Here is a 21,364-nt window from a genome sequence, read left to right on the forward strand (position 1 = left end):
GATATACTCTAAGTAAGTATGGAGCTATCTCAAGTGGCTGAATAAGCTTATATAGCATCCAGGCTAAAAAGTTATTACTAGGTTTAGATTAGTAGGCTTAAATCGCTTTTAAGTAAAAAATTTTATTCAAGACGATGTTGATAGCACGCCTACTTCTAAGAATTGTGCACTATATCTCTGGGTTGCTGATTGGCATCGGGTACCATCCTAGCCTAGTTAATATTGCACAGAGCTCTGTGCAGTCAATAATAACCGAAAACCATCAACACCTTCCTCCATCAAAAATTAGACAAGAAAATCATCGCTTTTTCACTATGCGTAATTGGTTTTTGCTACCAATTCTGATGCTGGTAATGGCCTGGACTCAAGAATTAATCGATCAAATAGTATTTAACGGAACCTGGAATTTGCCTATGGGATCAGGGTTGCCCTGGTGGAGAGTAATTACAGCACCATTTAGCCATTCTGGCTTTGGGCATCTGATTTCTAACAGCATAATTTTCTTGACTCTAAGTTGGCTAGTGTTAACGCGAGGCATCAGAGATTACATTTTTATATGGGTCGCCGTAGTGTTCGTTAGTATGCCGATTGCGCTTCTATGGCCAACCCGTAGTCATGGACTCTCCGGTGTAGTCTACGGGCTGCTCGGTTATCTGTTGCTTGTTGGTTGGCTTGAAAAAAGAGTTGGCTCCATTTTCCTAAGCGCATTAACATTTTGGCTGTATGGCCCCACACTCATAGCTCTTATTCCTGGCCTATCACCAGCAAATATAAGCTGGGTTAGCCATGCTGCTGGTTTTGGAGCTGGTCTACTATCTGCCTTGACCCGGCAAGAAAGAGCCAACAGCGCGGACTCTCATAAAAAATATTGATCCAAAAATGCTAAAGGTGTGGCCATTGTCTCGGAGTATTTGAGAAGACTCTGGTTACGATATTTATATAACAAAGTATCGTCAACATCCAAGAAATAAGTGGCGCCACGTTGGGTGATGTAGTCATCGCAAGGCACATAGGTGCGCCAATGTCTCAAAACCTCACTCATATTTCGAAGTCGCCAAGTGGCCAATTCAAACGGCCGCTGGAAACCGTCGCCACCTACACAGCGGAATGCATTTCCACGAAATGTTAAGAATGGCAAGGCCTGTACCAAATCATCGTCAGTAAATATTTGTGGTGCGCTGCGATCGCCGGTGTAACCACGCAAAACTTCTTGTAATGTTCCTGGTGATCTAATACCAGCACACATTAATAAAAACCCAAGCCATGGACCCCCTGGCAGCTTCAGCCCTGCTTCAAGTTCCAAGTCCTCATGCAATGTAGGAATAGCACTAACCTCTAGTTGCTGGCGAGGAAAGCCGGTAAAGTCACAGAAACGATTGGCGCCAATATTAGTTCCAATCGCTAGCATTTGCACCTTGATTCCCCTATCCTGCAATTGATCTAACCTTCGCACGAGTACTTGGGCGTATTCAAGGGAGTCAAAATCGCCAAGTTGCCCTGTCACAATTATAAGGCGCTTTCTGCCAGTTTCCATACCTTTAATTTGAGCAATTCGATTAAGCAATGGCTTTGGTGTTTTCATAGCTCTATTCAAAATGATGTTGATAAGGAACGTGTAAACGACGACATAATGAGTGCCTCATCGAGCAAACTAAAAACCTCTACTTCCATCAGCTACCTATATTAAATTACTCACCATTAAAATAACTATTTTATCACAGTTTGTTTTTTAATCTAGGCTACTCATCATCCTAGCATAGAGTAAGATTATTTATAAAACAAACAGTAATCAAACATTAATCCTTGTTTAAGAATTTATATATTCTGCTACTTTGTTAATATTTAGGGAAGAAGTAATCTTATATGCTATTCTTCTTTTTATTAGTTTGTAATCACACAAACCTAATTTAAAAGTTAAATTTACATTACATTAAGATTTTTTGCAGTAAAAAATGCTTCTTTAATTTAGAACAAATGTGTATTTTTCTTTCTAAAAAGATGATGAAAATCAGTTTTCTGAAGAAGTTTTATCGTACAAATATCTAGATAATATCAACGAAATTAACAAAATAATTTTGATGCTGAATTAAAGATAGATCTATATATCAGAAAGAAAAATAAAGAACTCTCTCGGTGTAGTTAATGCTTATAATTATGAATTCGACATATAATTCTTATATTTACTAACCCATAGAATAATCTTATCAATAAATATTAGCAACTATTTGATTTTAAATTTCTTATACAGAAATATCTTAAAATCCTTACTCTGCTATAAATTTTTATGTACTTAATTGAAGATCTAGGAGTGCTACTATCTTAGTAGTATTAATAAAATAACCTAAAAGGATCTAATACTGAACTAAACAGAACTTGTGGCTAATAGTGTTTGCCAAAACTGTGGAAGTCGTCACTTTCGTGCAGATCGCTCTATGGCTGGTCGACTAATTTGCCAGGGTTGCGGTTTAGCCGTCGGAAGCCGAGTTAGACAAACGTCACTCCGTCAATCCAAACAGCCTGGCTCACGCAGCTGGAAATGGATCTTGGGATTAATGGTACTTGTAATCATCCTAGTAATCATTACAGGCTAAGTAACTGTACCACTTCAGCAGTATTAATGGAAAGAGTGTGAGAAGCCAACCGGTCGATTGCCTCGCGCATTACTTGCTGACGCTCAAGACCATAACTTTTATAGCGACTAAATACCTTCGCCATGCGGGAAGCCGTAATCGGGTTGCGGGTATCTATCGCGGCCACCTGATCGGCCATAAACCGATAGCCACTGCCATCTAAAGCATGGAACGCAGGAACATTGGCGGCAAAACCACCGAGTACTGCACGCAGCGAGTTGGGCGCCAGAGGGTCAAAATGGGAATGATTTAGCAGTTGCTGTACGCGCTTGAGTCCATCCACCCTCGGAGTTGAGGCCTCAAGTGCCAACCATGCATCGAAGATGATCGGCTTGTTGTGCCATCTCTCATAAAAGCAATTAAGAGCTTGATCACGCTCTACTAACTCAAGTGGCTGCAAGGCACGTAGAGCTGCCCGGGCTAGGGTCATTGATGGACCAGCAACCGCCTCGAGCGCCTCGCGACGGGCTTCCTTATCACCTGCTGCTATCAGCCAACTCCAAGCCAAGCCTGTCAACGCACGGCCCCCCTGGCCTTCGGGCCAGGCCAGCGACCAGTCGCGACGACTGAAACTCAACAGATGATTCAAAGGAGATTGGAGTTGGCGACCAAGCTCCGATATCCATGAACGCATGGCTTTGTAGAGAGTCAAAGGATCCACCGGGGTCTCCAAGGCCTCTAACTCGGCCATGCCTGGCAGGGCTAGAAGCGTAGCTAGATCAGCACTCTCCTTGGGTCGACAAGCAGCCATTCGCTGAGCTATTGCCTTAATCAGAGCGCTTTCTACTTTGTGTTTGCGTTCACCTCGTGCTCGTGCCAGAATAACTTGGCCAGTTAGGCTCTGACCCGCGTTCCAGCGACAGAACGGGTCGTCATCCATAGCTAAAAGTTGCAGATTTTCCTTCAAAGATTGTTCTATCTGGATCTTTAGCGGAGCCGAAAAACGGCGTGGCAAAGACAGTGCCGGGGCAGGGACGTTTGCCTCGCCTTGAAGTTTGATAGTCATTGCTTCGCTTTCCATAACCACTAACTGCTCTTCGCCAACTCTTCCCTCAGGACCAATTAGAGCCACTGCCAACGGCAACACAAGCGGTTGTTTCTCGAGCTGACCCGGGGTGGGTAAGGTCGTCTGCCTAAACTGGACCGTCATCTGTCCAAGCGCCTCGTTCCATTGATATTCCACTTTCAATTGGGGTGTGCCCGCTTGGTAATACCACTGTCGAAACTGCTCCAGATCAAAACCAAGCGGTTGACCATTAGAACAAGCACCATCAGCGATGGCCTGTACAAAATCTTCTGTGGTAGCAGCCATTCCATCGAAACGATTCACATAGGTCGCCATCCCACGCATAAAGCGCTTTTTACCCAGTAAGGTGTGAAGCATCCGGATTAATTCGGCCCCTTTTTCATAAATTGTTGTCGTATAAAAGTTATCTATTGCTTGATATTTAGATGGCTTTACTGGATGAGCGGTAGGGCCGGCATCTTCGGAGAATTGCGCGTTGCGTAACATTACGACATCTTCAATACGCTTCACTGCAGCTGAATGTAAATCTGCCGTGAAGCTTTGATCACGGAAAACAGTGAGTCCTTCTTTTAAGGAAAGCTGAAACCAATCTCGGCAGGTAATCCGATTACCACTCCAATTATGAAAGTACTCATGGGCTATAACACTTTCGATGCGCTTTAACTCAGTATCAGTTGCCGTCTCAGCATCAGCAAGAATAAGCTTTGAATTAAAGATATTGAGACTTTTATTTTCCATCGCACCCATATTGAAGTGACGTATAGCAACAATGTTGTATTCATCAAGGTCATATTCTAGGTTATAGACAGACTCATCCCAAGCCATCGATCGCTTTAATGATGCCATGGCATGATCTGTAAAGACCTCGTCACCGGTTTCTACATGAATACGTAGCGTTACATTTCTTCCTGAAGCCGTAATGTAAACATCGCGAACCTCACGCAAATCACCAGCCACTAAAGCAAAGAGATAAGATGGTTTTGGAAAAGGGTCTTCCCAAATCACCGCATGACGATCTGACCCTAAAAACTCTTCGGTTACAACATTGCCATTACTAAGCAACACAGGAAAACTAGTTTGTGACGCCTCGATTCGTACCCGCCATCGACTGAGCACATCTGGACGGTCGGGATGCAGGCTAATCCGACGGAATCCTTCAGCTTCGCACTGTGTGCTAAGCAACCCACAACTAGCATAAAGACCTTCTAGCGAGCTGTTGTTATAAGGATTAATTCGACAGCGAGTTGATAAAATGAACGAACGTTTCGGACACTTTGCAATCGTGAGAAGGTCATCCTCAAATACCCAATCTGAGGAACATAAGGGTACTTCATTGATGGCAATTGCCTCGATTACTAGGTCAACACCGCGTAGTTGTAATAATGCATCAGGTATTTTTGGCTGCAGTTCAAAACGGCTACTCACAACAACATGATCAGACTGGATGTTTACATCTAGATCGATTGTAGGAAGACTGAAAGCCCAGGGTGTGTAGTCCTCTAAATGGATGGGAGCAACAACGACCATAAGAACGCCCAGGGTAAACACACTTCATCATGGCGAGGTGACAAGACAATCGCCTAATGGAAAAATGCTAGTGCCCAATAAAACAGTAAAACCAAGTTGGATTTAGGTTAAAATTGTTTTATTAATATTAAGATAAAAAGTTTTTACTAAAAATCTTGAGATGCATAAGTTCAGCATACTGAAGAGCAAAAAATCTGATTTCACCTCATTGTTCTTTTAAGTTGTTCTAACATTGCTTCGAACTTTTTCTTTTGCTCTGGTGGTACAAAATTTGGACATGCACGCAAAGCATTGCCGACTAATCTAAACTGAGACGATGCAATAAATTGCTTTTTATCGAGGGGCTCATTTAACTCAACTGCTCTTCCACCATGCTTTTGAAATATTGTGAACACCTCGGCTGAGATGCCAACCTTGATGGATTTAACAAAATCAATATCAAGTGCCCTGGCTTCACAAAATGAAATTACAGACATGGATGAATATGTTAGCAGTTCATCTTTAGTAACAGGGGTTGACTTTGCTCTAGGTAGAGCTGATGCGAGTGGAACAAGTACTACACTGCCTAGTACAATAGCAGCCTGCAGAGTGGCAGTTGAAACGCAGAGAAATGCCTTTAAATTCAATATACTCACTAATTCAGTGCAATTATCTACTGCAAATACGTACTCTTTCAACTGCAAGGCTAGATTAACGAACCAAGATAGAAGCGATAGGGACTGATATTTGGAACGTTCCTTCAATGCTGATTCTATTGGAACACCAGGCAGAAATAATGAGCTAGCCACTTCAAATTGCATCATTCCATCTGTGAACAGTTAATCCAAATCGGTTTCTATTAAAAGAAGAAATAATTAAAAAATGATGTAATTAATGTCCACTCATTCCGATGTCGTGATTTTCAACAGGATACATTCAACCGGCAGATTTCGTGGTAATACGCAACGAATATAAATATGCTATATTTTTAGGTACAAACTTTTTGATAGCGATTTTGATTTAATGACTCAATGTGCTTATAGTTCACATTTGAGATATGCAGGACCGCATCGAAACCACTACCTCCAAAATTATAATCTTACTCGCACTCTTTTGCTATTACTAAGGTTTCTCTTAAAAGCTCTCAGCACTTGTATTTGTGATTACTAGCTCAAATAATAATGGTTTTCATCTTAATTTAGATTAACATCAAAGTCTTAGGTTCATGCCTAATTTGAAGAATTGGATTATTATTGAGACTGTATAAACAAGTCATGACTAAGATCGAAACAGCGGTACAGGCTAATGTTCATCTACATGCTGTGCGAACTTTGATAGTCTCGCGGAGCGACGATGAAACGCACGGCTTTGCGCAAAAAACAACATGAATCACTAGTTAAATGTGGTGGAGTTTCCACAAACATCCTATTAGAGATGGTTATCCAGTCAAAAACCCATAAGGTAAGCATCGGTTTTGTAGCCGAGATTCCCCTTGGTCGATGACGGTCTTAAAGGACGCCAGCAGCTGGAGTTGTTGCTAGTAGCCGCCCGTCACCATCTTTCCGGCCAAGATTTGCGTGGTCTGGTGAGTTACCTTGAGCGAGAAGATGTCGGTTTTGAAATTACCCTTCAGGTAGCAGACCCAACCCAACAGCCGGAGCTACTAGAGCTACATCGACTGATCGTGACGCCAGCTCTAGTCAAGCTTGTGCCGTCTCCCAAACAAGTGTTTGCAGGCAGCAATATCCTCGAACAGCTCAAAGGGTGGATTCCCCGCTGGAAACAAGACGGCGTGGTGAGCGGACTGGGACTCAGATTACGACCGGCTGAACTCGACGGCAGCCGAACCCAAAAAGAGCTGCAGCTCGAGGATCAGTTGCTAGTCCTGCGTCAGGAAAATGAAACCCTTATCGACCGCATTCATGCACAGGAGCGGCTGTTGCGAATGGTAGCCCATGAGCTACGCACTCCTCTAACAGCAGCGGCTCTAGCTCTACAAAGTCAACGGCTAGGGCAGATCGACATGGATCGCTTTCAGGATGTCGTCACCAGACGCCTTGAAGAGATGGAAGCTCTCTCAAAAGACCTTTTGGAGGTTGGTACTACCCGCTGGGAAACCCTCTTTAATCCTCAGCGACTCGATTTGGCCAGTGTTTCGGCAGAGGTGATCCTCGAACTGGAAAAACTTTGGCTTGGTCGCAACGTGGAAATACGGACCGATATTCCAAGCGATCTTCCCAAAGTTTTTGCCGATCAGCGCCGGATGCGCCAAGTACTGCTCAATTTATTGGAAAATGCTCTCAAATACACCGGCAACGGAGGACATATCGCTCTAGCTATGCTTCATCGAACCAGTCAATGGGTGGAAGTGAGCGTTTGCGACAGTGGCCCTGGGATACCCAAAGAAGAACATCAGCGCATTTTTCTCGATCGTGTGCGGTTACCACAAACTTCGGATCGCACTACAGGCTTTGGGGTGGGACTGTCAGTTTGTAGACGGATTGTGGAGGTCCATGGCGGCCGAATTTGGGTTGTCTCAGAACCAGATGAAGGAGCTTGCTTCACTTTCACTGTACCGATTTGGCAAGGATAGGAACAAAAACGGGGACAAAGCCATCTTGACGGAGGGTTAGGCTGACCCGTAGCTTCACAGAGTGGACAAAGGTTGAGATCACTTCTCAATCGCGTCTTCGGCCCCATCGTCTAGAGGCCTAGGACACCTCCCTTTCACGGAGGCGACAGGGGTTCGAATCCCCTTGGGGCTATTAAAAAACGGATAAATCACTTATCCGAATTAGTAAAAACAAGAATACCCCTCCTGGCTAGGAGGGGTATTCTTGGGGCGAAAGCTCGAGGTAATTGCGTTTGCTAGTTCAGTTTTGACGACGTTTGGCTTCCAACATCACAGCTCGGAGATTGCTTGACAGGTCATCACGCAGTCGCTCCTCAATCAAGGCTATAGGCATGCCAATACAGCCTTGAACGGTAAGCCCGTAGACTAAAGAGCATCCGTCCGACAGCTTACAGACTTGCCAAGAACCTTCAAAACGCCGAAAATCTCCTTTCACCATTTTGAAACTGAGAAGACCTTTGGAACGAAATTCTGTGAGTTCCAACTGAACCTGAGCCGAGAAACGCAGCCCTAGTAACTGCTGACTGCCCACCTGCTGAAGCCAGACTGTGTCTCCATCACGCTGGATGAGCCGGCTAGAGCTGAGATTTGGAATAAATGCAGACAGATTTTCGTAGTCAGTGAGCACTCCCCATAATTCTTCGAAACTTAAAGGTGTCCTCAACTGGGCAGCAAGACGACGCACGCCCTGGGGCAAACGCTCCATCGTCTGTTCGATCGTCTCGCTCTCAATTGAAGTGGTGGCGCTGGACTCACGCTGAAAAAGTGCCTTAAGAGGGACCAATGCTGCTGCTTCTAAAGAAAACTAGACTGCCGGTCAATTCTAATAAGATCTTCCCGAAAGCATCGGCTTTGTGCAAAACGACGATAAAAGTGTATAAATTAAGCAAGACCACGTCTATAGTCGCGCCATCAGAAAAGCAAAGCGTTAACAATGCGGGTGTTTCAAGCAGGGTCAGGCTATTCCACGTCGGGCCTGTTCACTGTTGTTGCCAGTGGTCGTCAAGCTGGCTCACGCCCCTCTGTGGTACAGACTTACACCGTGGCTTTTTGTCAACTCTCCACGATTTTTAAGCAAACCACCAGCTCTGGAGCGCAGATTCTTTCAGTAACACCAGTAAGCCAAGGGCGTCCTGCGACTCTTGTAGAATCTGCAAGCGCACCTACTAAGAAAGCTGCCTCTGCAAGCGCACCTACTAAGAAAGCTGCCTCTGCAAGCGCACCTACTAAGAAAGCTGCCTCTGCAAGCGCACCTACTAAGAAAGTGGCCTCTAAAAAATCCATGGCATCTAGCGTCCCGAAGAAGAAGTCTCACGCCACCATTCCGGTCAATATCTATAAGCCCAGGACACCATTCGTGGGCACGGTGACGGAGAACTACTCATTACTCAAAGAGGGTGCAATTGGTCGGGTGCAACACATCACCTTTGACCTTGCCGGAGGAAATCCCCATCTTGAATATGTTGAGGGGCAAAGTATTGGCATCATTCCCGAAGGAGAAGATGCGAAGGGTAAGCCACACAAGTTGCGTCTCTATTCAATCGCCAGCACACGTCATGGTGACAATTATCAGAATAATACAGTCTCGCTGTGTGTTCGTCAGCTCGAATATAAAAACGAAGCTGGTGAACAAATTTACGGTGTTTGCTCGACTTATTTATGCGAAATAGAACCTGGGGCCAAGGTAAAAATTACTGGCCCCGTCGGTAAAGAGATGCTCTTACCTGAAGATGAAGACGCCAATATCATTATGTTAGCCACAGGTACGGGCATTGCTCCGATGCGTACTTACCTACGCCGCATGTTTGAGTCGCGCGAGCGCAAAACAAACGGTTGGAAATTCCGAGGTAAAGCATGGTTGTTCATGGGTGCACCTAAAACCGCTAACTTGCTCTACGACGCTGATTTCAACCATTACCTCGGGCAATACCCTGATAATTTCCGTTACACCAAGGCTATCAGTCGCGAACAACAAAATGCCAAAGGAGGTCGCATGTACATCCAAGACCGTGTTTTGGAATACGCTGAAGAGATTTTCTCGATGATTGAAAACCCTAAAACCCATGTCTACATGTGTGGTCTTCGAGGAATGGAACCCGGGATTGATGAAGCGATGACAAAAGCAGCCGCTGCTAAGGGGTTGGACTGGTCAGACTTGCGTCCCCGGCTTAAAAAAGCTGATCGCTGGCATGTTGAAACCTATTAAGATCAATAGTGAAGTTAGCTTTTTCGGCCCAATCTTACAGGGGTTAGCTTTCTTGGGTTGCTAATAAGAACAATTTCAGACTCGGATGAGATTTTGCTAGACGGTGTGCATTTGCTCTTTCGCGTCTAGACCTTTCTCAGAAGCCTGAGTTCTATGGTCGCCACGGTCACCAATCCGCTTCGGGTTGGACTTCGCCAGGAACGCGTTATCGCGCCACAGTGTTTGGTGATATTTGGCGCCAGTGGTGACTTGACCCACCGCAAACTGGTGCCGGCGTTATTTGAATTGTTCGAACAACGTCGGCTCCCTAGTGAGTTTGCTCTCTTGGGTTGCGCCCGCAGACCTTGGAGCGATGAGGAATTTCGCAAAAAGATGGCTGATGCTCTGGCAATACGAATTCAAGACGATCCCGAAGCCTGGAAACGGTTCGTGAACAAGCTGTTTTATGAACCAGTCGATTTACAAAAACCCGAAGATGTCGCCCGCCTGAGTGGCCGCCTCAAGGAGATTGACCGATGGTGCGCTACCCGAAGCAACCGCACATTTTACTTATCTGTTTCACCTAAGTTCTATGCCAGTGGATGTCGCTCCCTATCAGACGCAGGTTTGCTAAGGGATCCTAAGCGTAGCCGCGTTGTTATTGAAAAACCATTTGGTCACGATTACAGGAGTGCTCAAGCACTGAACCAAGTAGTCCAAACCTGCGGCCAGGAAAATCAGATTTTTCGGATTGACCATTACCTCGGGAAGGAAACCGTCCAAAACATTATGGTACTGCGCTTTGCCAACAGCATCTTTGAGCCAATCTGGAATCGTAATTACATTTCAAGTGTCCAAATTACTGCTTCAGAAACTGTAGGTGTTGAAGAGCGGGCCGGCTACTACGAGAGCTCTGGTGCCCTGCGCGATATGGTGCAAAACCATCTGACACAGATGCTGGCAATCGTAGCAATGGAAATGCCAGGGCGCTTCGACCCAGAGGCTATCCGCAATGAGAAAGCCAAGGTGTTACAGACGGCTCGCCTTGCCGATGAGGTGGAACCTTGGAATTGCTGTGTGCGCGGGCAATATGGGCCAGGAGGTAGCCGAGCCAACCCCCTGATGGGCTATCGCCAAGAACCGGGAGTGGAAGCTAATAGCACCACAGAGACCTACGTGGCAATGAAATTATTCATAGATAATTGGCGCTGGCAGAGCGTACCCTTCTATGTCCGAACCGGCAAACGTTTAGCCAAGCGTCTTAGTGAAATTGTCCTCACCTTCCGTGAAGTGCCGGTGCATCTGTTTGATGCCGCCACCGGTAGACCCACCGCAAACCAGCTCATTTTGCGCATCCAGCCGGATGAAGGGGCGGGGTTCCGATTCGAAGTTAAGTCTCCCGGTTCTGGGATGTGCAGTCGACCGATTGACATGGAGTTCTCCTATGACCAATCTTTTGGAGAACCTTCAGATGAAGGATACGTACGCTTGCTCGCTGATGCCATGCTCGGCGATCCTACTTTATTTACCCGCGCTGATGAGGTAGAAGCAGCTTGGCGCTTATATACCCCCTTGCTTGAGCTGATTGAAGACAGCCCTTGGCGATTGCCTATACATCCCTACGAATCCCGTACCTGGGGTCCTGCCGCTGCTGATGCTTTGCTAGCCCGCGATGGACTACTTTGGCGACGCCCCTGATTCTGCCTTGTCTTTATTCGGATCACCGCTCACGCATCATTAGCACCATGTCTCCCCAGCTTACTCTGCAAACCCCTCTGGAACTGATCCCTTCTGAAGTTCCTGCTTATCTCGAACAGCTGTGGTCATTAAAGAAACAGCAGGGCAGCACGAGCACTGGTGCCAATACGTTTTGCCTATTGATCTGGCAGCCAGCTTGGGCAGAACAACACATGGTGCGCAGCGGTCGTCTCAAGGGACCCATTACTGGCCAGCAAACGGGTCAGTTGATTGCTGCTGGACGCCAGACTGTTTCAGAAGCCGATTTACCTCTGAGCACCCCCCCTCTAGATCGTGCAGTTATAGAAGTCGTTGCCCAGCTTCAAGGCGATGCGACTGCAGAGGATCTGCGCGGACAGTACATTAATCCGGCGCTGAGTGCCTTAATGCCACGCCGACTAATCACTCTAGCGCCTACCATTGCACCGAAGCAGAGCCTCGAAACCCTTGTGGCGGCTTACTGCCCACTACCCGAAGAAGGTGGTGGCACGACGGCTTGCGGCGATGTCGTGGTGCTAAGGGGGGGATATGCCGCCCTTGATGACGGCATGGCAATTCTGGAGCCTCTCATGCTCACATCCATGCCTACTTGGGTGTGGTGGAACGGCTGCCTCGATGAAGCCCCTGAATTGATGGAGCGTCTCACAAGTGCCCCGCGCCGCCTCATTATCGACAGCGCAGTTGGCCAGCCACGCCAGTGTCTCGATGTCTTGCGTCAGCGTGTCGAAGCCGGCCAAGCGGTAAATGACCTTAATTGGCTACGTCTACGCAGTTGGAGAGAGACACTGGCTATGGTCTTCGACCCACCACATCGTCGCGACGCTCTCAGCCATATCACCCAACTGGAAATCGACGTTGAAGGGTATCACCTAGCGCAGGGTTTGCTATTGGCAGCGTGGATAGCTGATCGACTAGGGTGGGACCTACAAGGTTCTGACGCAACCGATAAGGGAACTAACGCACGTTTTTATCGTCCTGATGGCGCTGTAGTGACTGTCCAATTAATGACTGTCCCACTGGGACAGCCCAGTGTTCATGCTGGTCAAATCGTTGGCGTGCGGTTGATTTCTCAACCTGAAAAAGGCAAAGGTGTTTGTGTAATTCTCTGTGCTGAATCAGGGGGCTGCATGCGCTTGGAAAGTGGTGGTATGGCTAACTTGGAATTACATGAAGATATTGTTCCGGTGCAGCATGTTACTCCAGAAGTGGATGTAGCCCGACTACTTGGCGGAGGGCACGATAGCACCAATCCCCTTCTGGCAGCGGCAGCACCGCTGGCTGCCAGGCTGTTGGGCTGAACTTAGTTAGGGCTCACACCAATGACCGTTGTCATAGCCGCACCGGCTAGCGGTAGCGGCAAAACCCTCATCAGCATGATGCTTTTGAGTTGGGCCAGAGCACAAGGCGAGTCAATCCAACCATTCAAGGTGGGGCCTGATTATCTTGACTCCCAGCTTCTGAGTGCGGCAGCTGGGCGTTCCTGCCGGAATCTCGATGTCAATCTCTGCGGGAATCCCTGGGTTAACAGGGCCTTTTGTGGGTATGGAGGGGTCTGCACGATGGCCTTGGTAGAAGGGGTAATGGGATTGTTCGATGGCATCGGTAGCACAGAAGAAAACAGCACGGCGGCCTTTGCTCGTCTGTTCAACTTGCCCGTAGTTTTTGTAGTAAATGCGAGAGGTCAAGCCGCCTCCTTGGGAGCCTTGATTAGTGGATTCCGAGATCACGACCCAGAAATCTCCTTGGCGGGCGTTGTAATCAACTGCGTAAATAATGATCGCCACCGTTTGCTCTTAGAAGACGTGCTCGACCGGCTTGGTGTTCAGTTACTGGGCTGCATACCTCGTACCGATGCGTTGCAACTACCCAGCCAACACCTGGGTCTTGTCCCAGTCCACCAATTGAAGCAACTAGAGCAACGACGCCAAGCTTGGGCTGACCTTGCCAAACGTCATCTTGATCTTAAGAGGCTTGAGCCCCTGCTTCAGGCGCCTACAGCCGGTCCATCAGTGTTGTCGGATATACCCAAAAACACCGGACTATCTTTACCCGTGGCAGTAGCCACTGACGCTGCTTTTCATTTCCAATATCCCGAAACCACTGAATTACTAACACATTTGGGGATGCCGATTCTGGAGTGGAGCCCACTAGCAAATGAAGCTATCCCTAACAGAGCTAAAGGCCTCATACTTCCTGGAGGCTTCCCTGAGCAATATGCGGAGCAAATTAGCCATGCCACGCGAAGTCTGCGCTCATTGCGACAATTCTGCCAACACAAGCCAGTCTATGCAGAATGTGGTGGCATGTTGTTGCTAAGCCGTCAGCTCAGAGATCTAAATGATATTGACCACACCATGGCCAATGTTCTGCCATTCAATGCACGCCAAGGTCGACTGCAGGTTGGCTACCGTCATCTAAGGGTTCGAAAAGATGGTTTGCTTGTGCGGAGGGGGGAGCACTTTACAGGCCATGAACTACATCACTGGGAAATGGTAGATCGCGACGATGCAACGGGTGACTCTGTGTTGTGGCAAATTAGGGGCTGGCTAATAGACCAACATTTGGAAGGATGGAGCCGACGAAAACTGCACGCAAGCTGGGTACACCTGCATTGGGCCAGCCGTTTGACGATGTGTTATCGGTGGCGTGACGCACTCGCAATTCAAAGTTGAGTCGCTGTAAGGCGGTTCGCGTGCTCAAAGAGCTATTCGTAGTAAATGTAAATCGACTGTGATCATATTTTTAGTGAACAAGATTGTAAAAATTTGATTGTGACCGCTACGCTGGGATGCTGAATCCAAAAGAATAATCGGCAGTCCGAGAGGCAGCCGTATAAAAAATAAAAATGCAAGCAAAAGCCTCCGATCATACCAGCCCAACTGAGGAGCTGGGTGCGAATAAGGCTCCCTCAATGCCGGAACGAAATTTCGTCAGTTGCATCAACAGATTGACAAGTTGCGATGCTCTTAACCCTGCCTCTCTTGCTTAGTAGTCTCTCCAAAAGTACTGGCCTGATAATCCTACCTCTCTTTGTCAAAGGTAGAACGGCGACTTTTTAAAAGCTCACCTCCCAAAAAAATTACCTACAACATCGTCTCGCACATCACCTTATTGATTACTTTTGACTGCGGCGACATTCTTTGCGAAGGGAGTAAGAAACACCTCCCCGAAATTGCTATCTCACTTTGGATGCACAGTTAAAACAACTGCGAGTCAAGGGAAACAAACACATCACCAATGAGGAAATATTGTCACTGAACGCTACGTTCTTTTTGCGCCGGCGTACATAGCAATTGCCACACTATCCAGTTGAAGACCGCCTGGACTGCCCATATAGAGCTGCGGCTGAAGGGTAAATACTGAGTTGCCAAATCGACCTTCGCCGAGAGCACGTTGGTCACCTGCACGGCTCCACTTAACCCCTGTCAAGCGGATGCTAACCGAGTCGCATAGTTCCGGCGCTACATTCTAATTTTCTTTAGTTGTCTTGCCATAGCTGAAGACCGGAATTAGCCCAGCAGTGCGGCCAATCATCAACCTCACTTGGCAACGTAGACACCTAATCGATGATACAAACATGGATTTCTCATTAGGCATAAAGCATAAAATCTTTCCAGAGTTTGGTTGGTTTGGTACAGCAGAGAATGCGAGCAATACCGGGTTTGTTTTGTCATGAGGCTACATCGAGAGATTAGCGGGCTTAACCTAACCACTCCTTCTAGAATAGACATTGCACCTAACCTTAAAAACTGCAAATCGGCTTAAGTAATAAATAGGAATTGATAGGGAAGTACTTTCTCTCGAAGTTGACTAGCCAGCTGCCATAAGAAGTCCTTGGTGCCACATATTCTTTTGCAGTAAGGCTCATAACGAACATGGGGTTTTCTTCTTCACTAAACTGGAGGCAGTTGTATTCGGGTCCCCCATAAGCATCAAGTAAGTTTTAAATCAATATATACACGGTAGTGTTCGACCCTTAGCAGAGCACTGCCAACCGTTGAGGCATCATCAATGAACACCAATCCAAACTTTTCCAACGCCATCGCCGTTTGTTCAGTGGGCTCATCGAGGTACGTTACCAGAACGTCTAAGCTATGGTTGTAATAGTTGGTGAATGATGGAAGGATATGAGCTTGGGTGCGATACCTCGAGATCTGTATAGCCTAACGCGACACACTCATGGATTTATGAGCAGGAGTCACGACATTTCAACGTAAGTCACCAGCCTTTACTCGACCTAACAGGCGCAGCGACAATAAAGAGGTCATACCACCTCCGGCACAACTACTTGGCACAAACAGTATTCTGTTAATAGGAGAGCGACCGACCATGCAGTAGGAAAGGCACCCGCTGCCCAAGGTGCCGACCAAATGTGAGGTTCGTAGTTGCGGTCAGCCCAAACCAGCTCCGATCACAGCTACAAGATGCAATGGAGAACCAACAAGTACTAGTCCCGGTAGGGCAACGGCGGGTCCCATTAGGCTGCCCATTAGCACCTGCAGCCGACTGTGACCAAGGCTCTCTTTCAAAGGTTTTTCAAATGGTTCTGCCCAACTCTCTGAGGGTAGGGCATTTACTCGTGCGGCCGTAAATCCAGCCGCGCGGCGGATCCCGCTGGCGTCATACATGACCACAAACGCCATTAGTGATGCTAAGGCGAAAAAGGGATGATCAAAGCCCAAAGTCCAGCCGATGCAAGCAGCCGTACCCGTTACAAGAGCCGAATGGCTGGATGGCATTCCCCCTGACTTCACCAATGCCGCAGGTTGCCAACGACGATGCACAACTAATTCGACGATGAATTTCGCGAATTGCGCTGCTCCACAGGCCACCAATCCCCAAGTTAGGGAACTATTGTCGAGTAGCTCACGCAGAACCGCATGGGGATGTGAAGAGTCGATCATCTGTCTCGACTGGCGATGAAGTCAGCCAAGGCTAAGAGAGGCCTTGCTCTAGTTGACCAGGGTTGTAGAGCTGTCTTAGCCTCCTGCACCAAATCAATTGCCCGTTTTCGAGACTCTTCTAGACCGAGGAGCTTAGGGTAAGTCGTCTTGTCCGAGATTAAATCTTTACCGGCTGTTTTGCCAAGGACGTCGCTACTGCCAGTGACGTCGAGTATGTCATCAATTATCTGAAACGCCAACCCAATACCTCGAGCATAAGTACGCAAGGCAGCGATCAGAGTGTCATCAGCATCGCCTATCAGAGCTCCGGTAATCACGCAAGCACCGAGAAGCGCACCGGTTTTGTGGAGGTGGATGTACTCAAGCGTATCGAGATCCACTTGCTTACCTTCACTTTCCAGGTCCACCACCTGGCCCCCTACCAACCCTGGTGCCCCAGCTACAAGCGACAGCTCGCCAACCACCTTGAGCAAGCGCTCAGCCGGTACCCCCGGACTCCGTAAAGACACCATCTCAAAAGCTCTGGTGAGCAATGCATCCCCGGCTAGAATCGCCACCGCCTCACCATATACCTTGTGGTTAGTAGGACGTCCTCGACGAACATCGTCGTCGTCCATGGTCGGCAGATCATCGTGGATCAGTGACATGGTGTGGATCATCTCGAGAGCCACGGCCGTCGGTAAGGCTTGCTTTGCCTCGCCTCCAGCTAGCTCACAAGCCGCGAGACAAAGAATCGGGCGTAAGCGCTTCCCTCCCGCTAACAAAGAGTAACGCATCGCTTCTCGCAACGATTCGGGATGTTCAGGTCCGAGAGATCCATCAAGGGCAGCCTCAACGGTTGCCTTAGTCTTGCCGAGATAGGTTTTGAAATCGAACTCGGCGGTCATGGAGGGACCTTTGCTAGCCGGATTCTCTCAGGTTGAAGATAAACCGTTAATAAAAACCAACCCACGAGATCGCAGGACTCGAGCATTGCAGTGTTTCTCCATTATAGAAACCGGAGCGGCAGGAGCCGGTGAGATTCTGAACAAATCGTTGATAGGGTTATTGAAATCGGGCACCATACCCCCCAAAAGTTATCACGGTCAATCAACTCGAGCTGCTCGCTTGCCGTTGCACTGCTTGATCCTTTAAATCTACAATCTGCGAAACAGAAGTAGGAAAACAGCAGATGGAACTGTGTCAACTATTTAGATCATCAAGTCATCAAGGCCATGCTTGAAGCCGTGACGGCGACACCAAGCTGCAACTGTGTTCACTAAAAGCATGGCGACGGTCATAGGTCCCACACCTCCGGGTACTGGTGACAGCACCGCAGCTATAGAATCCGCCTCGTTTGCTCGAACATCACCGCAAAAGCCTCCCTCAGGCTTGCGGTGAATGCCGACATCAACTACAGCCGCACCAGGCTTGATATGCTCCGCACCTACTATGCCAGGACACCCTGCGGCGACTACTAAAATGTCAGCCTCACGCGTATAAGCCGCCAGATCGAGCGTGTGGGAATGCACCACAGTGGTGACTGTCGCGTTGGCGGCTTGAAGCATCAATGCCATAGGTTGGCCTACAAGAATACTGCGACCAACCACCACAGCTCTTTTTCCTGCAGGATCAATGCTTTGACTTCGAAGCATGGCCATTACCCCGGCCGGCGTGCAACTGCGAGGCCCTTGTTCTCCTTTTAGTAGACGTCCCAAGTTGAGTGTATGCAAACCATCCGCATCCTTTTCTGGATCAATGGCCATTAACAGTGCGTCCTTATTTAAAGTAGGGGGAAGGGGTAGCTGCAATAGGATACCGTCAACGCAGGGATTAGCATTAAGTCGTTGAATCGTTCTCAACACCTCAGTTGACGGGGTGTCGCCGGAAAGATAAGACCCGTAACTAGCCACGCCGACACGAACACAAGCCTTCTCCTTATTAGCCACATACACTGCACTTGCCGGATCATCACCCACCCGTAGTACTGCCAACCCCGGAGGACGACCCACCTGGTCTCTGAGGGATTCAATTTGGGTTTGGAGACGACTTTCAACGGTCTGCGCCAGTGCTTTACCGTCCAGACGCAGAGCCATGCCTTTGGGAATCGCTCCTCCCAGCATGCCTCTTCAAGAGAGCTGGCGTGTTGGATCAACGTATCATGCTTGATCCAATTTCCACGCGCTAACAATATTCGAAGATATTTGCTGTGTCTTCAATCTCCGACTCGTCACTGATTGCAGTGGACACGTTTACAAATAGAGCTCGATTCGAGCGTCTGTTTTACTGCAGCGATGGTTGTCAACCTACCCTGATCCTGGCTCATTGAGTGCAATCTAGAGTCTGAGTCCTGCACGCCTGTTAGGTAGTAAGGTTATCTACTCGAAAAAACCTTGGTGGTTAGTATGCACGCTGTCAAATCCATCCTCTTCGCTAAGAGAGCTGGCAGCAACACACGACAATGCCCTTATGGTCTTAACAGGCACAAAACGCTGCCCGAGATACAGTAGGACCATTGAACAGACAGTATGTCTCTATACATCACTATAGTTCGTTCGTCCTAGCAAAGTGTCTCTACCAAACGCTTGCGACAACCCCAAGCCGTAAGCGATTAGACTCTAGTTTTTCTTGCAAACTGCAGACAAAAACCGACACAGTCTCAAGTTGTAACTTGTGCCCTACATAAAACCAGGAGAGGGGCGGTAGTTCAAATTTGTCCAATTTTAACAACCAATGCATAAACCCAGAGTAGAGAAGCGGTCCTGTTTCTTGGCTTCGACGGCCGAGTAAATGCGATTTAAATTTTAGTCTTGGGGTCGCTCGCTAACAATGACAAGTGCATGCAAGCAAGTGTACTAGGTTGCGAAGTAGCGTGAGTTGGAGAAATCCCGGCAACTCTGACACATAGGCACTTCCGAACATGAATTACAACTTTGTTCTGGTGGCCTTTGATCGCTGTATAGGTAGCTGTGACAAAAGACAACCGACAGGGTAGTCAATGGTGCGCCAGTTCCCACTGTCAGTCCATACCTCGACGGCAATGCCACGCTGACCAAGCGGAAGGCACAAACCTTGTCCCGTGCACCAGTTACTGGCCTCGGTCAAAGCGAGCTCAAGGGTTTCATAGGGCGTATCTAACACTGGGTGGGGACGGCCATCTAAACCAACCAAGCGGTAGCGATAAACAACCATTGCGGTAAAGTCCTGCAGATGGCGCCATCATCTCATGATTTATTGGCGTCGCCTGAGACTCTTTGTCATCCGAGACACTGACACAAAGCTGAACGGACTCCTTGCCGTCAGGTAAGCGACTTCTCTGCAAGCTTGCAATGCTCTTGTGCGGAAAGCTTTTGGGACTAGTTTTTATCATGCACTAAAATCGTATCTAAAATGCCATCAGATTTGAGTCTTACTTCGGGTGATGAAGTTAGGTTTTCAGTCGGTTATTTTTAGTTCTGGTAACTAAGATTGCACTCTACTCATGAGATGTAGGTTATCAAATCTGGTGCAGTCTCCACTGGTTTTGCATTTCCGATAGTGGGGCTTACTAACACCTAAGCAGTAGTATACAGAGTAGTTCTGCAATTTGAAGAAAAGCTCTCCCTAGCATAACTACCGCTGACACTGAAGAGGGAATTTTACTTCCTCTGTGCACTGATTGATAGGTCTTACTTGCTACCTCCTTTGCATTTTGAGCGATTATCGGACCATCCTTTAATATTGTTGTCTATGGTGTCTACCCAGTAAAAACGCCGACTTTATCGAAGCTAAAGCCGTCTCAGAGGCTAGAGCTAAAAGGCGGTCCAACTTCTGTTTCAGATATGCTATACAGCAATAAATCTATCTGTTGTATATAGAAAAATGGACTGAGATAAGTTAAGGCAATGGAAATTAAATGAGCCCCCCATAGTTTTAGATCGAACTAAGTGATCTGCTCAACCCTTAACACTGTCTCCACTCGAGTTGGGTAGTATAAAGCGCTGCAGAAGAATAAAGAGAGTTAGGACTGGAAGTATGGATACCACAGACCCTGCTGCAACAATCCGCCAATCGAGCGAAAAAATGCTGGAGAGCTGTTGCAATCCAAGAGGCAAGGTGTAAAGACGTGGATCGTCCAGGATCACCAATGGCCAAAGGAAATCACTCCAGGTACTTATGAATACAAACATAGCGAGAGTAATTAAATCAGCCCGTGCTGCCGGAATCATCACATTCCACCATTCGCCAATGCGTGTACAGCCGTCAATGCGAGCAGTCTCCTCTAAGTCTTTGGGAACACTAAGAAAACTCTGACGCAGCAAATATAACCCAAAAGCTGTGGCCGCTTGGGGAATAACCAAGGCTAGCAATGTGTTGCGCAACCCTAACTGAACCATCAATAAATACAGCGGAATCATTACCACTTGAAAAGGAATCAAGATTGTTGCTACTACTAAAGCCAAAACTAAACTCCGTCCTGCAAAATGAAGTCTGGCTAAGGGATAGGCTGCCAAAGAGCAAAACAATAAGTTTGCGACAACTGCTAAGGAACTCACCACGACGCTATTAATTAAATAAGTGGTTAGCGGATTATCCTGAAAAAGGCGCACATAGGAGTTAACACTCGGTGTTACCGGCAACAGTACTGGCGGGTTAGCAAATATATCCTCGGTCGGCCCCTTCAACGATGTGCTCACTAACCAAAGCAACGGCATCAGCATCAACAGGGCCAGTAAAATAGACAACAACAATTGGACAGTTTTTAGCAAGACATAGCGCTGCATC

20 protein-coding genes and 1 tRNA gene are annotated in these 21,364 nt (G+C 47.5%); 10 read left to right on the top strand and 11 right to left on the bottom strand.

The features are described 5' to 3' along the window. Positions 1-314: 314 nt before the first annotated feature. Positions 315-872 carry a rhomboid family intramembrane serine protease gene (locus ABWV55_RS07605; protein WP_353291492.1) on the top strand — a complete coding sequence of 186 codons (558 nt, stop codon included), beginning with the start codon at positions 315-317 and terminating at the stop codon, positions 870-872. Here the strand turns inward: ABWV55_RS07605 and ABWV55_RS07610 are convergent. After that, positions 857-1,582, bottom strand: coding sequence for an AhpC/TSA family protein (locus ABWV55_RS07610; RefSeq protein WP_353291493.1), 726 nt, complete (start codon positions 1,580-1,582; stop codon positions 857-859). The genes ABWV55_RS07605 and ABWV55_RS07610 overlap by 16 nt on opposite strands. Positions 1,583-2,375: 793 nt before the next feature. Between ABWV55_RS07610 and ABWV55_RS07615 the strand changes: the two genes are divergently transcribed. Next, positions 2,376-2,591: a transcriptional regulator gene (locus ABWV55_RS07615; protein WP_353291494.1), complete on the top strand. Its 216-nt coding sequence runs from the start codon at positions 2,376-2,378 to the stop codon at positions 2,589-2,591. Here the strand turns inward: ABWV55_RS07615 and pepN are convergent. Beyond that, on the bottom strand, positions 2,581-5,184 hold the full coding sequence (gene pepN, locus ABWV55_RS07620) for an aminopeptidase N (protein WP_353291495.1): 2,604 nt from the start codon (positions 5,182-5,184) through the stop codon (positions 2,581-2,583). The two genes, ABWV55_RS07615 and pepN, sit on opposite strands and share 11 nt — an antisense overlap. Positions 5,185-5,384: 200 nt before the next feature. After that, positions 5,385-5,987, bottom strand: a complete 603-nt coding sequence (locus tag ABWV55_RS07625) for a hypothetical protein (protein WP_353291496.1) — start codon at positions 5,985-5,987, stop codon at positions 5,385-5,387. A gap of 529 nt (positions 5,988-6,516) precedes the next feature. Here ABWV55_RS07625 and ABWV55_RS07630 point away from each other — a divergent pair. The 3 genes from ABWV55_RS07630 to ABWV55_RS07640 all read left to right on the top strand — a co-directional run bounded on the left by ABWV55_RS07630 (position 6,517) and on the right by ABWV55_RS07640 (position 7,928). Then, on the top strand, positions 6,517-6,666 hold the full coding sequence (locus ABWV55_RS07630) for a hypothetical protein (protein ID WP_353291497.1): 150 nt from the start codon (positions 6,517-6,519) through the stop codon (positions 6,664-6,666). Then, positions 6,656-7,756 carry a histidine kinase gene (locus ABWV55_RS07635; protein WP_353291498.1) on the top strand — a complete coding sequence of 367 codons (1,101 nt, stop codon included), beginning with the start codon at positions 6,656-6,658 and terminating at the stop codon, positions 7,754-7,756. The genes ABWV55_RS07630 and ABWV55_RS07635 overlap by 11 nt, the downstream gene beginning before the upstream one ends. Positions 7,757-7,855: 99 nt before the next feature. Beyond that, positions 7,856-7,928 (top strand) — tRNA-Glu (locus tag ABWV55_RS07640). Positions 7,929-8,036: 108 nt separating this feature from the next. On the opposite strand, the gene ABWV55_RS07645 is transcribed toward ABWV55_RS07640, so the two are convergent. Further along, complete coding sequence (locus ABWV55_RS07645) at positions 8,037-8,501, bottom strand: SRPBCC family protein (RefSeq protein WP_353292688.1); 465 nt, start codon at positions 8,499-8,501, stop codon at positions 8,037-8,039. A 228-nt stretch (positions 8,502-8,729) separates the two neighbouring features. On the opposite strand from ABWV55_RS07645, the gene ABWV55_RS07650 reads away from it, so the two are divergent. From ABWV55_RS07650 to ABWV55_RS07665, 4 genes are all read left to right on the top strand, one after another. Beyond that, complete coding sequence (locus ABWV55_RS07650; protein ID WP_353291499.1) at positions 8,730-10,001, top strand: FAD-binding oxidoreductase; 1,272 nt, start codon at positions 8,730-8,732, stop codon at positions 9,999-10,001. Positions 10,002-10,154: 153 nt separating this feature from the next. Further along, positions 10,155-11,678, top strand: coding sequence for a glucose-6-phosphate dehydrogenase (gene zwf / locus ABWV55_RS07655; protein WP_353291500.1), 1,524 nt, complete (start codon positions 10,155-10,157; stop codon positions 11,676-11,678). A 47-nt stretch (positions 11,679-11,725) separates the two neighbouring features. Further along, a complete protein-coding gene (locus ABWV55_RS07660) occupies positions 11,726-13,015 on the top strand; it encodes a glucose-6-phosphate dehydrogenase assembly protein OpcA (protein ID WP_353292689.1) in 1,290 nt (429 codons plus the stop codon). Positions 13,016-13,036: 21 nt separating this feature from the next. Next, complete coding sequence (locus ABWV55_RS07665; protein ID WP_353291501.1) at positions 13,037-14,389, top strand: cobyrinate a,c-diamide synthase; 1,353 nt, start codon at positions 13,037-13,039, stop codon at positions 14,387-14,389. Between the two features lie 589 nt (positions 14,390-14,978). Here ABWV55_RS07665 and ABWV55_RS07670 read toward each other — a convergent pair. The 4 genes from ABWV55_RS07670 to crtE form a co-directional block, all read right to left on the bottom strand. Beyond that, the gene (locus ABWV55_RS07670; protein WP_353291502.1) at positions 14,979-15,146 is read right to left on the bottom strand and encodes a hypothetical protein; all 168 of its coding nucleotides are present in this window, start codon (positions 15,144-15,146) and stop codon (positions 14,979-14,981) included. 779 nt (positions 15,147-15,925) lie between these two features. Beyond that, positions 15,926-16,087 carry a hypothetical protein gene (locus ABWV55_RS07675; RefSeq protein WP_353291503.1) on the bottom strand — a complete coding sequence of 54 codons (162 nt, stop codon included), beginning with the start codon at positions 16,085-16,087 and terminating at the stop codon, positions 15,926-15,928. Between the two features lie 21 nt (positions 16,088-16,108). After that, complete coding sequence (locus ABWV55_RS07680) at positions 16,109-16,621, bottom strand: divergent PAP2 family protein (RefSeq protein WP_353291504.1); 513 nt, start codon at positions 16,619-16,621, stop codon at positions 16,109-16,111. Continuing rightward, entirely contained in the window at positions 16,618-17,508 is an 891-nt protein-coding gene (gene crtE / locus ABWV55_RS07685; protein WP_353291505.1) for a geranylgeranyl diphosphate synthase CrtE, read from the bottom strand. The genes ABWV55_RS07680 and crtE overlap by 4 nt, the downstream gene beginning before the upstream one ends. On the opposite strand from crtE, the gene ABWV55_RS07690 reads away from it, so the two are divergent. Beyond that, positions 17,507-17,755, top strand: a complete 249-nt coding sequence (locus tag ABWV55_RS07690) for a hypothetical protein (RefSeq protein WP_353291506.1) — start codon at positions 17,507-17,509, stop codon at positions 17,753-17,755. The genes crtE and ABWV55_RS07690 overlap by 2 nt on opposite strands. A 56-nt stretch (positions 17,756-17,811) precedes the next feature. On the opposite strand, the gene folD is transcribed toward ABWV55_RS07690, so the two are convergent. The 3 genes from folD to ABWV55_RS07705 form a co-directional block, all read right to left on the bottom strand. Continuing rightward, positions 17,812-18,696 (bottom strand): bifunctional methylenetetrahydrofolate dehydrogenase/methenyltetrahydrofolate cyclohydrolase FolD, encoded by an 885-nt coding sequence (folD, locus tag ABWV55_RS07695; RefSeq protein WP_353292690.1) that lies wholly within the window; start codon positions 18,694-18,696, stop codon positions 17,812-17,814. A gap of 829 nt (positions 18,697-19,525) precedes the next feature. Further along, positions 19,526-19,792 carry a hypothetical protein gene (locus ABWV55_RS07700; RefSeq protein WP_353291507.1) on the bottom strand — a complete coding sequence of 89 codons (267 nt, stop codon included), beginning with the start codon at positions 19,790-19,792 and terminating at the stop codon, positions 19,526-19,528. Between the two features lie 743 nt (positions 19,793-20,535). After that, complete coding sequence (locus ABWV55_RS07705; protein WP_353292691.1) at positions 20,536-21,363, bottom strand: carbohydrate ABC transporter permease; 828 nt, start codon at positions 21,361-21,363, stop codon at positions 20,536-20,538. Between the last annotated feature and the right edge of the window lies 1 nt (position 21,364).

The sequence above is a fragment of the Synechococcus sp. M16CYN genome (genome assembly GCF_040371545.1).
Taxonomy (GTDB): domain Bacteria; phylum Cyanobacteriota; class Cyanobacteriia; order PCC-6307; family Cyanobiaceae; genus Parasynechococcus.